The following is a 13,361-nucleotide window of genomic DNA, read 5'->3' on the forward strand; positions in this document are numbered from 1 at the left end:
CGCCACACTGGGCGGATGGAGCGCCCCGCCTTCGTGCTGCACGACCACCGGCGGCCGCGGCCGCACTTCGACCTGCGGCTGGAGGAGGACGGGGTGCTCCGGTCCTGGGCCGTGCCCCGCGGGCTGCCCGACGACCCGCGGCGCAACCGGCTCGCCGTCGGCGTCCCCGACCACGGCCTCGACCACCTCGGGTACACCGACGAGCACAAGACCATCGCCGACACGGGCTGGTGGGAGGAGCACGACCGGGACGAGCGGCGGATCGTCTTCACCCTGCACGGGCGCACCGGCTCCCGGCGCTACGCCCTGATCCGCACCGGCGAGGACTGGCTGCTCCACCTCACCAAGGAGCAGCCGGAGCACTGACGGCGCGACCCGCCGGCCCGCACGACATGGGTGGGCCGGGAGCGGGTAGGCCGCGGCGGGAGGAGGTCCGATGACGGCTGGGACCGGGAACGCGCGCGAGGCGATGGTGGCGAGGCTCCGCGGCGCGGGGATCACGGAACCGCGGGTGCTCGCCGCGATGGGGGAGGTGCCGCGCGAGCGGTTCGTGCGGCCGGAGCTCGCCGGCGAGGCCTACGGCGACCACCCGCTCGACATCGGCCGCGGGCAGACGATCTCGTCGCCCTGGATCGTGGCGTTCAGCGTGGTGGCACTGGAGCAACCGCTGTCGGCGCGGGTGCTGGAGATCGGGACCGGGTCCGGTTACGCGGCGGCGGTGCTGTCCCGGTGCGTCGGCGAGGTCGTGACCGTCGAGCGCGACCCGCAGCTCGCGGCGCGGGCCCGCGAGGTGCTCGCCGAGCTCGCGCCGACCGTGGAGGTCCGGACCGGGGACGGGATGCGCGGCGCCCCGGACCGGGCGCCGTTCGACGGGATCGTGGTCACCGCGCTGGCCCCCGGGGAGATCCCGCCCGACCTGCTCGACCAGCTTGCCCCGGGCGGGACGATCGTCTGCCCGGTCGGTGGCCAGCGCGTCGGCACCCTGGTCCGCTACCGCGACGGCCGGACCGAGGAGCTGGCCGACGTCAGCTTCGTCCCGCTCGTCCCGGGCAGCCCGGACGCCTGAGGTCGGGCCGGAGGTCGGGGCTGCCCAGGGGGACGCGAAGTACGTACAGACCGCGGCGGGTCGCGGCGGGACCCTGCGTGCTCGGGACGAGAGCGAGGGCGACACCGTGGGGAGGCCGTCGTGACCGAAGTGATCGAGGACCGGGCCGGGAGCGCGGTCGACGACTACGACGCGATCTGCCGGACCGTCCGGCTCTGCCTCGAGGGGGAGGCCGAGGGCGACGTCGACAAGCTGCGCCGGGCCTTCCACACCGACGCACGGATGTTCGGCTCGCTCGGGGGTGAGCGGTTCGACGTCCCGATCGAGGAGCTGTTCGCCCTCGCGGCGAGCGCGCCCGCCGACACCGGGCGGTACCGCTCGCGGATCCTCGCGGTCCAGCAGACCGGCGACGCCGCGGTCGCGACGGTGGCCGAGGAGGGCTACTGGGGGTCCGTGTCGTTCGTCGACTACTTCTCGCTGGCCCGGATCGACGGGGAGTGGACGATCGTGGCGAAGCTGTTCGCGCACACCGGGGGCGAGCCCCCGCCGAGCTGACAAGCCCTTTCGGGGCAGCCTCCCGGGCCGCCTGGTGGATTGACGGGCGGTGGTGCGTGCGTACTTTCGGGGACCCGGCGACGCGCGACGGCTCCGTCCGGGCCCGGCCGGAGGAGGCCGGCCGGAACTCCGCGGGCACGCGGAGGGTGACGCGCCGCCGGCCGTGAGGGGAGACCGCGGTGACGCTCAAGATCAACGACGACGCGCCCGACTTCGAGGCCGAGACGACGGAGGGCCGGATCCGGTTCCACGACTGGATGGGCGGCTCGTGGGCGGTGATGTTCTCGCACCCGAAGGACTTCACCCCGGTGTGCACCACCGAGCTGGGCTACATGGCCAGGATCAAGCCCGAGTTCGACCGGCGCGACGTGAAGATCCTCGGCCTGTCGGTGGACCCGGTGGGCAGCCACGCCGAATGGGCCTCCGACATCGCCGAGACCCAGGGGCACGCGCCGAACTACCCGGTCATCGGCGACGCCGACTTCGCCGTGTCCAAGCTCTACGGCATGCTGCCGGCCGAGACCAGCGGTGACGCGGGCGCCCGCACGCCGGCGGACAACCAGACGGTGCGCAACGTCTTCGTCATCGGGCCGGACAAGAAGGTCAAGCTGGTCCTGGCCTACCCGATGACCACCGGCCGCAACTTCGACGAGGTCCTGCGGGTGATCGACTCGCTGCAGCTGACCGCGCGGCACAAGGTCGCCACGCCGGTGAACTGGCGGCAGGGCGAGGACGTGATCATCGCCGGCTCGGTCTCGGACGAGGAGGCGCGCCGGACCTACCCGGACGGCTGGGAGGCCCCGCGTCCGTACATCCGGATCGTGCCCCAGCCGAGCTGACGGCGCGCCGGGGGCCCGGGGCGCGGCGGTGAGCCGACGCGCCCGGGCCGACCGGTGCGGGCCGCTGCCGGACGGTGAAACGTTCCTCGATCACGGCCGAGCATGTCGCCATGGACATCTCGGCCGAGGACGTGCTCGCCGTCCACCAGCTCTACGGGCGGCAGAGCCATGCGATCGACTCGGGCAGGGCCGCGGACTGGGCCGCGACCTTCACTGCGGACGGCGAGTTCCACTCGCCCAGCTATCCCGACCCGGCCATCGGGGCCGCCGAACTGACGGCGTTCGCCGAGCGCTTCCACGCGGGCTGCGTCGAGTCCGGCGAGGCGCTGCGGCACGTCGTCAGCACGGTCGAGGTGATCCCGGGCGGGCCCGACACCCTGACCTCCCGGGCCTACCTGCAGATCGTCGGCACCCCGACCGGTGAGCCCTCCCGGCTGCACCGCCTGACGACCGTCGTGGACGACCTCGTCCGGACCCCGGCCGGCTGGCGGATCGACCGCCGCACCGTCCTGCGGGACGACTGATCCGGCGTCGACGGGGTCCCGCCGGCCGGGTGCGGGCGGCCCGGCAGACTGCGGGGCCGTGAGTGATCCGACCGTCGTGCTCGTGCACGGAATGGGCTGCAACGCCGCGTCCTGGACCCCGGTGACGCGCGAGCTCGCCCTGCGCGGGCACCGCGTGCTCGCCGTCGACCTGCCAGGGCACGGGTTCTCCGCGCGGGTCCCGCGCGGCTACCTCGGCCCGCAGGACCCCGCGGCGCTGGCCGCCGAACCCAGCGGGATGCAGGGGATCGGCACGGCGGACGACGTGGCCGCGGTCGTCGACGTGCTGCGGCGGGCCCGCGAGCACGGGCCGACCGTGCTGGTCGGGGTGAGCCGGGGCGGGCTGACCCTGACCGCCGTCGGCAACGCGGCGCCCGAGCTGGTGGACCGGCTGGTGTACGTGTCCGCGCACTGCCCGGTGCAGGCGGGTCCGGCCGAGTACGACGCGTCGCCGGAGAACGCGGAGAGCCTGTTGGGCTCGGTGGCCGGCCTGATCTGCGCCGACCCCGCCGCCGTCGGGGCGCTGCGGCTCAACTGGCGCACCGCGGACCCGGCGATGCTCGACGCCCTGCAGGCCGCCCTGCTCGCCGACGGCACCCGGGACGAGCTGCTCGCCTACCTGCACACGCAGGACCCGGACGAGACGCTGCTGATCGACGAGGACCGCGTCCGCGCCGACGCCGCCACCTGGGGCCGGATCCCGCGCAGCTACGTCCGGCTCACGGGGGACCGGGCACTGCCGCCCGCGCTGCAGGACCGCTACATCGCCGAGGCGGACGCCCTCACCCCGGACAACCCGTTCGACGTGCACGAGATCGCCACCAGCCACATCGGCGTCCAGGTGCACCCGGAACCGCTCGCCGACGTCCTGCACACCATCCTGACCCGCTGACCCGCCGGGCCGGCCCGTCAGCGGTGGTCGAGCACCAGACCGCCGCCCAGCCCGGCGAGCGTGGCGCCCGTCGCGCGGTCCCACCAGCGCCGCACGCGGGGCCGCCGCAGCACGTCCGCCAGCCGCAGCCCGAGCAGGACCACCGCGGCCCACGGCAGCGCGCCGAGAACGACGTCCAGCAGGCCGAGGAGCACGATCTGCGCAGGGACGGGAGCGGCACCGGCCACCACGAACTGCGGCAGCACGGCCGCGAGGAACAGCACCGCCTTCGGGTTGAGCAGGTTCGGGAACAGCGCCCGCGAAGGCCCACCAGTTGATCGGGACCATCCCCGCACCGTGCCACGGGAGACGGCCGCCGGCACGCCCTGCGGGCCACCGCGCGGTAGGCGACGGTCTTGTCGCCCGCCCGGCCGCCGCGTCGATCGCATGCGGGAATGGCCTTCCGAGATGACGGGGGATCGGCCGTCGAAGAAGGCCGCCCGGCGGTGCATGCTGATGTCACCGGTTCCGATGCGAGGAGTGACCGTGTACGTGCCGACCCACTTCGCCCCCGCGGACGAGGACGTGCAGCAGCTGCTGGACCACCACGGCGCGGCGGACCTGATCACCGCCGGCCCGGAGGGTCTGGAGGCGACGATGCTGCCGTTCGTCCACGACCGCGAGCGGGGCACGCTGCTGGGCCACCTCGCCCGCACCAACGACCACTGGCGGCGGGCCGACGGGCAGCAGGGCCTGGTGATCGTCCGCGGTCCGGACTCGTACGTCAGCCCGACCTGGTACCCCTCCAAGGCCGAGCACGGGCGCGTCGTCCCCACCTGGAACTACGTGACCGCGCACGTCCACGGCATCGTCACCGTGCACGACGACGTCGACTGGCTCGCCGACGTCGTGCGGCGGCTGACCGACCTGCACGAGGCGGACCGGCCGGCCCCGTGGCGCGTCGACGACGTCCCGGAGAAGTTCTTCCGCGGCCAGCTGCGCGCGATCGTGGGCGTCGAGGTCCGCATCGACCGGGTCGACGCGAAGTTCAAGCTCAGCCAGAACCGGCCCGCGGCGGACATCGACGGCGTCGTCGAGGGCCTTCGCGGGGTCGGCGACGTCCGGGGCGCGGAGGCCGTGGCCGCCCACCGACCCTGACGCCACCCGGCGACCGTGCTGGAGCCGGCGGAAACGAGCCGTCGCCCCGCGGCGCGAGCGACCCCGGGACGACGGATAGGCACGGCGACGGCACCGGCGTACCGTCGTTCGCCGCCCGGCTCACGGGAGCGGGCGACCACCACGCCGGAACCACCACTCCGGAACCACCACTCCGGAACCACCACGCCAACTGAAGACCGCCGATGCCACTCGGAGTTCCGATGACCATCAACTTCACGATGTCCGACGAACAGAAGAAGCTGCAGCACGAGGTGCGGGCCTTCGCCGAGAACGTCCTCAAGCCGATCGTCGCCGCGGCCGACGCGGAGCCGGACCCGCTCAAGGGCTTCCAGATGACGAAGCCGGCCTACGTCGAGGCGTACAAGGCCGGGATCGCGATGTGCATGCTGCCGAAGGCGTACGGCGGAGGTGGTGTGTCGTGCGTCGACCTGACGGTCGCGGCCGAGGAGCTGTGCGTCGTCGATCCCGGGTTCGCCTGCACGGTCCTGTGCAACGGTCTCGGCCTGATGCCGATCGCCTGGTACGGCTCGGACGAGCAGAAGGACCGGTTCCTACGGGCGGCGACCTCGGACCCGACGGGGGAGTACCTCGGCGGATGGACCGCGAGCGAGCCGCCCGGCAACCCGGCCGGCACCGCGAACTTCGACATCCCGCTTCCGCGTCCGGCCGGTGTCGGCCTGACCGCGACGCGGGACGAGGACCACTTCGTCGTCAACGGTCGCAAGTACTGGCCGTCGTCGGCGGGCTGGGACGAGCGGGGCGTCAACGCCGGCACGCTCATCGTCCGCACCGACCCCGACAAGGGCGGCACCGAGGGTCTGTCCGCGCTGGTCCTGGAGCGGGACACCCCGGGCGTCACCTACCGCACCCTCGACAAGACGGGCCACCGCCTCGCCTCGAACGCGGAGATCGTCTTCTCCGACGCCCGCATCCCGGCCACGAACCTGCTGCCCGGGGCCGAGGGCAACGGCGACCTCGTCATCAACCGCAACTTCGCCTGGTCCGGCCCGATCGCGGCGATCGCGGCGGTCGGCATGGCCCGCGCCGCCTACGAGATGGCCCTCGACTTCGCCCGGGGCAACACGGCCGGTGCGCTGAAGCCGATCATCTCCTTCCAGAACGTCGGCTACGTCCTCGGCGACGTCGCGGCGAAGATCGAGATGGGCCGCTACTTCTCCTGGCGGGCGGCGGACTACCTCGACAAGCACGACCAGCACGCCGAGCTGGTCGGGGCGATGAACAAGATCCAGGTCACCGAGATGATGTTCGACTGCGTGTACAAGTGCATGCAGATCGTCGGCGTGAACAGCCTGGAGCGGAAGGCGGGCTTCGGCAAGATCCTCCGCGAGGCCTCCGTGCTGCCCATCTACGACGGCGGCAACATGGGCATGCAGCGGCGCCGCGTCCACGGCATCCTCGCCGACCCGCTCTTCAACCCGCGGGCGATCATGGAGGACGAGTACGTGGAGTTCGGCAAGCACCACGAGGGGATCGACACCGTCGTCGTCTGACGGTCGCGGGAGGTCCGGCCCGGCCCCGCCGGAGTGGCGGGGCCGGGCCCGGGCGCGGACGTCAGCGTCGGTCGAACGCGGGGTACCCGGCGGCCGCCTCCTCGTCGCACTTCTGCCGGTACTGGCCCACGCCGCCGATGTAGGACAACAGCCGCCGGGGCTTGCCGGGGACGTTGGAGCCCAGGTACCAGGAGTGCGTCTTCGGCACGAGCGTCGCGGAGGCGACCTCCTCGTGGTGGGCCACCCAGGCCTCCTCGCCGGCCTCGGTCGGCTCGATCACGGTCGCGCCCCGCTCGCGCAGGTCACGGATCGCGGCGGTGATCCACTCGGTCTGCTGCTGCAGGCAGGTCGTCATGTTGCACAACGCCGCGGACGGGGCGAGCGGCACGGCCGTGGTGAGCATGTTGGGGTAGCCGTGGACCATCAGCCCCATCGTGGTGCGGATGTCGCGGCCCCAGTCCTCGGTCAGCGAGCGACCCTCGCGGCCGCGGACGTCGATGCGGGTCAGCGCGCCGGTGCCCGCGTCGAACCCGGTGGCCAGGATGATCACGTCGAGCTCGTGGACGCTGCCGTCGGTCAGCTCGACGCCGTTCGGCAGGATCCGGGCGATCGGGTTGTCCTTCACCCCGACCAGCTCGACGTTCTCCCAATGGTAGACCTCGAGGTAGTTCGTCTCGAGCGGGACGCGGTGGGTGCCGAAACCGTAGTCGGTGGGCACGAGGACGTCGATCAGGTGCTGGTCCTTCAGCCGGGCGCGCATCTTGTCGCGGACGAACTCCGAGACCGCCTCGCTGACCTCCTCGACGAAGAACATCTCGCCGAAGCTCGCCAGCCACAGCTTGAGCGACCCGTCCTGGTAGATCTCCTCGAGGATCTCCCGCCGCTGCTCGGGGGTGCAGTCGGCCCAGGCGTGCTCGAAGTCGTACTCGAACCCGGTGAACGTGTGCGGGATGGTCGTGCGCAGCTCCTCGAAGCGGCTCTTGTACCAGCGCTGCTCGGCCTCGCCGTACTTCGGGTTCTTCATCGGCAGCACGTACTGCGGGGTGCGGGCGAAGACCGTGAGGTGCTCGACCTCGCTCGCGATCGTCTGGATGACCTGGATCCCGGTGGCCCCGATCCCGACGACGCCGACCCGCTTGCCGGCGAGGTCGACGTCCTCCTTCGGCCAGCGCGAGGTGTGGACGATCGGGCCGCGGAAGGTGTCCTGGCCCTCGAACAGGGCCTCCATCGGCGCCGAGAGCATGCCGCCGCAGGTGACGAAGAACTGCGTGTCGATCGTGTCGCCGCGGTCGGTGCGCACGGTCCAGCGGCCGCGGTCCTCGTCGTAGTGGGCGCTCACGATCCGCGTCGAGAACTGGATGTCCTCGCGCAGGCCGAGCCGCTCGGTCACGTACCGCAGCCACTGCTCGACCTCGGGCTGGCCCGGGAACTTCTCGCTCCAGCTCCACTCCGTGTAGAGCTGCTCGGAGAACAGGTACTGGTAGATGTAGCCCTCGGAGTCGAACCGCGCGCCGGGGTACCGGTTCCAGTACCAGGTCCCGCCCACGTCGCTCCCGGCCTCGTAGGCCCGCACGCGCAGTCCCTGTTCGCGGAGCTGGTGGAGCTGGTAGAGCCCGGCGACGCCGGCGCCGAGGACCACCGCGTCGAGTTCCAGCGGGGCCGCGGAACCGTCGGCCGGCGGTGCGGTGTCGGGTGCGGACGTCATCGTCATCGACCTCTTCCGTGTGTCCTGCCTGGGTGGGCCCGGACATCGTGGGCGGTGTCCCACCCACCGGACGTGTCCCAACAACGGACACGTCCGGACGTCAGTCGGTGATTCCGTACTGACGGATCTTGCGGTACATCGTCGAGCGGGCGATCCCGAGCGCGGCGGCCGCGGCCTTGCGGTTCCCGGCCGCCGTGCGCAGCGCCGAGACGATGGCGTCCCGCTCGATCTCGTCGACCGGGCGCAGCGCGCTGCGCGGGGTGCTCTGGCAGTGGGCGGGCAGGTCCTGAACCTCGATCACGCCCACCGGGCGGCGGGCCACCGCGGCGGCGAGGACCTCCCGGAGCTCGCGGACGTTCCCGGGCCACCGGTAGCGGGACAGCAGGCGGACGGCCTCGGCGGAGAGCCGGACGTCGCGGTGGGGCGCCAGCTCGTCGAGGAGCCCGCGAGCCAGCCCGGGGAGGTCCGCGGTGCGGTGACGCAGGGGCGGCACCGTGACGCAGCCGCGGAGGACCGCCAGGAGCGAGCGGTGCACGGAGGGGGCCGGTCCGTCCGCGGGCGCGGCGGTCGCGGCGAGCCGGGGCAGGGCGTCCGCGTGCTTTCCCAACGCGTCCACCAGCAGCTCCACGGTCGCCGGCCGGAGACGGTCGACGTCGCAGAGCACGGTCAGGGTCCCGGCCCCGGCCGTCGCGACGGCCCCGGCGACCTCTCGGGGACCGGCCTCGATCGTCCGGGCGGCGACCCGGGTGACCCGGCCGTGCGGGTTCCCCTGCAGGTGCAGGTCGCTCAGCAGGCTGAACCGGCCGGCACCGGGCTCGCCGAGCACGAGGACGGGGTGGCCGGCGTCGAGCTCGGCGCGCGCGGCGGCGGCCGCGGCGCACCACGCCGGTGAGGAGGCGGTCCCCCGCGGCCCGGCGACACCGAGCGTCGCCGCGGGAGCGGGGTGGTCGTCGACCTCGTCGAGGAGCGTGACGACGCCGATCATGCCCGCGACGTCGTCCCCGATCGTGACGGTCGAGCCGCGCAGCCGCACCCGCGCGCCGGAGGGCAGGTCGACCCGGTGGTCGACGGAGGTGTGCCGGCCCGCGAGGAAGCGGAGGTGGTCGTGCAGGGCCTCCCGGTCGCCGGCGGCGAGCAGGGTCTGCATCGACGTGTTGGCCACCACCACCCGCGGGCCCACCGCGACGACCGCGCCGCGCGTGCGGGCGTCGACCCGCGAGTAGACGTCGAACAGCGCCTGCTGGGCCTGGTCGCGGTCCTGGACCAGATTGTGTTCGATGCGGCGGGCCGCGGCGCGGACGAGCGAGTGCATGAGCGGCGTCGAGTGGTCGGCGAGGCAGCTGATGTCGAGGACACCCTCGATCCGGCCGGTGAAGGGGTCGCGGACCGGGGCGCCGGCGCAGGCGAAGGACTGCAGGGTGCCGACGAAGTGCTCGGCGCCGACGATGTGCACGGACTCGCCGAACTCCAGGACCGTGCCCACGCCGTTGGTGCCCACCGTCCCCTCGGCGTAGCCGAAGCCCTGCGCGAAGTAGACGCGGTCGAGGATCCGCCCGATCCACCGGCTGCTGTCCTTGCGGGCCAGGATCCGGGCCCGGTCGTCCGTGAGCGCGACGCACATCGGGACGTCCGCGATCTGCTCCGAGAGCTGGTCGATCACCGGCCGGGCGCACCGCACCAGCCGGGACGCGAGGTCGAGCCCGGTGAAGTACTGGCTCTCCACCGAGTCCGGCGCGACCCCGCCGGCCACGCTGCGCCGCCACGAGGCCGCGACGTGGTCGGGCACCCCGCGGCGTTCCGGGGCGCCCCCGCCTTCGAGCAGCTCCGCCCGGGCGCTCGCGAGCAACAGGCGGCGGTCGGGCACGTCGTCCATCCCCGCGAGCACCTCCTCGTGTCCCACCTCACATCGTGCGCCACGGGTCAAGGTCGTGGCGTGTCCCAATTCCGGACACGGCGGGTCGCGGGACACCGTCGACAGTGGGTCGGCACGGTCCCTCGACGAGGAGCTGGACATGATCGACAACCCGTACTACTCGCCCGAGTTCCACGGCGAGTACGACCTGATCCCCATCGGCCGGCTCGATCTGGAGGACGGCGGCAGCATCCCCGACTGCCGGCTCGCCGTCGCCACCTTCGGCGCCCCGAACGAGGCCCGGGACAACGCGATCCTGGTGCCGACCTGGTACTCCGGCACCCACCAGATCTGGCGCGACGCCTACATCGGCCCCGAGCACGCGCTGAACCCGGACAGGTACTTCATCGTGGTGGTCGACCAGATCGGGTCCGGCCTGTCGACCTCCCCGCACAACGCCGACGGCCCCAACGCGGGGATCGCCATGTCGGCGTTCCCGCACGTCCGGATCGGCGACGACGTCGTCGCCCAGGAGCGGCTGCTGCGCGAGCACTTCGGCATCGAGACGCTGCACGCCGTCGTCGGCGGGTCGATGGGCGCCCAGCAGGTCTACGAGTGGGCCGTCCGCTTCCCCGAGAAGGTGAAGCGGGCCGCGGCGATCGCGGGCACCGCGCAGAACACGCCGCACGACTTCCTGTTCACCAAGGCCCTCAACGAGGCGATCACCTCGGACCCGGGCTTCGCCGACGGCGAGTACACCTCGAACACCGAGGTCGAGGCCGGGCTCAAGCGGCACGCGGGCATCTGGGCGGTGATGGGTCTCTCCACGGAGTTCTGGAAGCAGGAGGTGTGGCGGGCCCTGGAGTTCGAGAGCAAGGAGGCGTTCCTCGAGGGCTTCCTCGAGCCGTACTTCACCGCGATGGACCCCAACGACCTGCTGTGCATGGCGTGGAAGTGGCAGCGCGGCGACGTCGCGCGGCACACCGGCGGCGACCTCGACGCCGCGCTCGGGCGCATCACCGCCCGCACGTTCGTCATGCCCATCAGCGAGGACATGTTCTTCCCGGTCCGGGACTGCCGGGCCGAGCAGGAGAAGATCAAGCACTCCGAGCTGCGCGTGGTCGACGACATCCTCGGCCACCTCGCCCTGTTCGCCGTGGCGCCCACCTACATGCCCCAGATCGACCAGCACCTCGGCGAGCTCCTCGCCGGCCCGGCCTGACCGCACTACCCGGAAGGACGCACCATGAGCAGCACCATGCGCGGACTCGCCTTCCTCGGCGAAGGCCGGATCGGCCTCGTCGAGCGCTCTGCGACTACTGCCAGCGAGGCCTGAGCTCGCAGTGCGGCGGCCCGCTCGGCGGCTACCGCTACACCGCGCAGAAGGACGGCAACCTCGCCGAGTACTTCCACGTCAACGACGCCGACTACAACCTCGCCCCGATCCCCGACGGGCTCGCCGACGAGGTCGCGGTCTACGCCTGCGACATGCTCTCCACCGGCTTCGTCGGCGCCGAGAACGCCCACATCCCGCTCGGCGGCACCGTCGCCGTCTTCGCCCAGGGCGCCGTCGGGCTCTCCGCGACCCTGGGCGCCCGGCTGCTGGGCGCCGGCCTGGTCATCGCGGTCGAGGGGCGGCCGGACCGGGCGGCGCTCGCCAAGCAGTTAGGGGCGGACGTCGTGGTCGACCCCTCGGGCGGGGACGCCGCGGAGCAGATCGTGGAGATCACCGGCGACGGCGTGGACTCGGCCATCGAGGCCCTGGGCTCACAGGTCACCTTCGAGGGCTGCCTGCGCGCGACCCGCGCCGGCGGCACGATCTCCAACCTCGGCCACCACGGCGAGGGCGGCCCGACGCTGACCATCCCGCTCGACGCCTTCGGCCTCGGCATGGCCGGCAAGCAGATCACCACCGACCTGTGCCCCGGCGGCCGGGAGCGCATGGAGCGCCTCATGCGACTGCTCGTCACCGGCAAGGTCGACCCCACCCCGATGACCACCCACCGGTTCGGCATCGGGGACGCGGAGGAGGCGTTCGCAGTCATGCGGGACAAGCGGGACGGGGTGATCAAGCCGCTGATCACCTACTGAGTGCGGGGCGCCCCGGCTCGGCGAAGGTGTCGGCCACCCAGTCGGCGATGTACGTGCTGACGTGCGGGAGGTGGTCGAGGCCGATGTGCTCGGTGGCGCCCTCCTCCGGGGTGAAGACGCGCAGCTCCCGCCTCGGGGAGTTCACCGCCTGCTCGTAGGAGCGGTGGGCGTACTCGAGCGGGATCTGCCGGTCGTTCGCGCCGTGCGCGATCAGGAAGGGCACGGTGATCTTCTCGACGACGCCGTCGAGGTGCACGTCGTCGGCGAAGGCGATGAAGGTGTCGAGGTCCTCTTGCCCCCACACCCACAGGACGTGCTCCCAGTAGTGCGGCACGGGGCGCTCGCCCTCGCGCTCGAGGCGGCGGCGCTGCACCGCGCCCCAGTCGTGGTTGGCGCCCCAGGCCACGCAGAGCGCGAACCGCTTCTCGAACGCGGCGGCGCGAGGGGCGTAGTAGCCGCCCAGTGACCAGCCGACGATCCCGATCCGGGAGGCGTCGACGTCCGCGCGCCGCTCGAGCCAGTCGGCGGCGGCGCCCGCCCAGGCCTCGGTGTCGATGCGGGCGGTGAGGCCCTGCAGCCGGAGGGCCTCACCGGTCCCGGGCTGGTCGAGCATCAGGCAGGAGATGCCGCGGGCGGCGAGCTCCTCCCAGTGCGCGGAGCCGTACATGTGCTCCTTGGTCGAATCGAGGCCGTTGACCAGCACGATCACCGGGGCGGGGCCGTCGTCGGTGGCCGGGGCGGCGCTGAAGTAGCCGGGCAGCGTGGTGCCCTCGTACGGGATCGCGACCCGGCTGATCCGCTTGTCCCGCAGGTAGAACGCCTTCTGCGCCAGCTCCAGCACCCGGCGGTAGGTCGGGACGCGGTTCGGGTCGGAGTGCGCGAGCATGCGCTCGGCCTGGCACAGGTAGTTGGTGGCCCGGAAGTACAGCTGCCCCGCGGTGCGGGTGTGGCCGGTCTTCTCGGCGGCCTCGGCCTGCGCGACGAGCTGGTCGGTGAGCGCGGTCCAGGCGCGCAGGAAGTCCGGGGTGCCGGCGTCGGAGCCCTGCGCCGCGGCCTCGCGGATCGGGCGGCAGGCACGGTCGATCTCGTCGATCAGGCCGCCGGAGTTGAGCGCGGCGACGACGCCCAGGTTCCACACGTAGTTGCCGGGGAAGTACTCGAACACTGCAGG

The 13,361-nt window shown here is 72.8% G+C and carries 14 protein-coding genes; 10 read left to right on the top strand and 4 right to left on the bottom strand.

Annotated elements, in window-relative coordinates; translation table 11 throughout:
* The first annotated feature begins 15 nt into the window (after positions 1 to 15).
* The 6 genes from AB0B41_RS18930 (at position 16) to AB0B41_RS18955 (ending at position 3,873) form a co-directional block, all read left to right on the top strand.
* Positions 16 to 366 (top strand): DNA polymerase ligase N-terminal domain-containing protein, encoded by a 351-nt coding sequence (locus AB0B41_RS18930; protein ID WP_037045880.1) that lies wholly within the window; start codon positions 16 to 18, stop codon positions 364 to 366.
* A gap of 70 nt (positions 367 to 436) precedes the next feature.
* Positions 437 to 1,066 carry a protein-L-isoaspartate(D-aspartate) O-methyltransferase gene (locus AB0B41_RS18935; protein ID WP_358204834.1) on the top strand — a complete coding sequence of 210 codons (630 nt, stop codon included), beginning with the start codon at positions 437 to 439 and terminating at the stop codon, positions 1,064 to 1,066.
* A 120-nt stretch (positions 1,067 to 1,186) separates the two neighbouring features.
* Complete coding sequence (locus AB0B41_RS18940; RefSeq protein ID WP_358204836.1) at positions 1,187 to 1,600, top strand: nuclear transport factor 2 family protein; 414 nt, start codon at positions 1,187 to 1,189, stop codon at positions 1,598 to 1,600.
* Between the two features lie 179 nt (positions 1,601 to 1,779).
* A complete protein-coding gene (locus tag AB0B41_RS18945; protein WP_358204839.1) occupies positions 1,780 to 2,439 on the top strand; it encodes a peroxiredoxin in 660 nt (219 codons plus the stop codon).
* Between the two features lie 110 nt (positions 2,440 to 2,549).
* The gene (locus AB0B41_RS18950; protein ID WP_358204841.1) at positions 2,550 to 2,963 is read left to right on the top strand and encodes a nuclear transport factor 2 family protein; all 414 of its coding nucleotides are present in this window, start codon (positions 2,550 to 2,552) and stop codon (positions 2,961 to 2,963) included.
* Between the two features lie 58 nt (positions 2,964 to 3,021).
* Positions 3,022 to 3,873, top strand: coding sequence for an alpha/beta hydrolase (locus AB0B41_RS18955; RefSeq protein WP_358204843.1), 852 nt, complete (start codon positions 3,022 to 3,024; stop codon positions 3,871 to 3,873).
* 17 nt (positions 3,874 to 3,890) lie between these two features.
* Here the strand turns inward: AB0B41_RS18955 and AB0B41_RS18960 are convergent, their stop codons facing one another.
* A complete protein-coding gene (locus AB0B41_RS18960; protein ID WP_358204845.1) occupies positions 3,891 to 4,208 on the bottom strand; it encodes a LysE family transporter in 318 nt (105 codons plus the stop codon).
* Between the two features lie 190 nt (positions 4,209 to 4,398).
* Between AB0B41_RS18960 and AB0B41_RS18965 the strand changes: the two genes are divergently transcribed.
* Both AB0B41_RS18965 and AB0B41_RS18970 read left to right on the top strand, forming a co-directional pair.
* Complete coding sequence (locus AB0B41_RS18965; protein ID WP_358204848.1) at positions 4,399 to 5,010, top strand: FMN-binding negative transcriptional regulator; 612 nt, start codon at positions 4,399 to 4,401, stop codon at positions 5,008 to 5,010.
* A gap of 221 nt (positions 5,011 to 5,231) precedes the next feature.
* Positions 5,232 to 6,542 (top strand): acyl-CoA dehydrogenase family protein, encoded by a 1,311-nt coding sequence (locus AB0B41_RS18970; RefSeq protein ID WP_358204850.1) that lies wholly within the window; start codon positions 5,232 to 5,234, stop codon positions 6,540 to 6,542.
* Between the two features lie 61 nt (positions 6,543 to 6,603).
* Here the strand turns inward: AB0B41_RS18970 and AB0B41_RS18975 are convergent, their stop codons facing one another.
* Both AB0B41_RS18975 and AB0B41_RS18980 read right to left on the bottom strand, forming a co-directional pair.
* A complete protein-coding gene (locus AB0B41_RS18975; protein WP_358204852.1) occupies positions 6,604 to 8,247 on the bottom strand; it encodes an NAD(P)/FAD-dependent oxidoreductase in 1,644 nt (547 codons plus the stop codon).
* Positions 8,248 to 8,347: 100 nt separating this feature from the next.
* Complete coding sequence (locus tag AB0B41_RS18980; protein ID WP_358204854.1) at positions 8,348 to 10,147, bottom strand: helix-turn-helix domain-containing protein; 1,800 nt, start codon at positions 10,145 to 10,147, stop codon at positions 8,348 to 8,350.
* A 112-nt stretch (positions 10,148 to 10,259) separates the two neighbouring features.
* On the opposite strand from AB0B41_RS18980, the gene AB0B41_RS18985 reads away from it, so the two are divergent.
* Positions 10,260 to 11,321 (top strand): alpha/beta fold hydrolase, encoded by a 1,062-nt coding sequence (locus tag AB0B41_RS18985; protein WP_358204856.1) that lies wholly within the window; start codon positions 10,260 to 10,262, stop codon positions 11,319 to 11,321.
* Between the two features lie 266 nt (positions 11,322 to 11,587).
* Entirely contained in the window at positions 11,588 to 12,190 is a 603-nt protein-coding gene (locus AB0B41_RS18990; protein ID WP_358204859.1) for a zinc-binding dehydrogenase, read from the top strand.
* Here the strand turns inward: AB0B41_RS18990 and AB0B41_RS18995 are convergent.
* Entirely contained in the window at positions 12,180 to 13,355 is a 1,176-nt protein-coding gene (locus AB0B41_RS18995; protein ID WP_358204861.1) for an alpha/beta fold hydrolase, read from the bottom strand. The two genes, AB0B41_RS18990 and AB0B41_RS18995, sit on opposite strands and share 11 nt — an antisense overlap.
* Positions 13,356 to 13,361 lie beyond the last annotated feature (6 nt).

The organism is Pseudonocardia sp. NPDC049154 (assembly GCF_040648315.1).
Lineage (GTDB): Bacteria > Actinomycetota > Actinomycetes > Mycobacteriales > Pseudonocardiaceae > Pseudonocardia.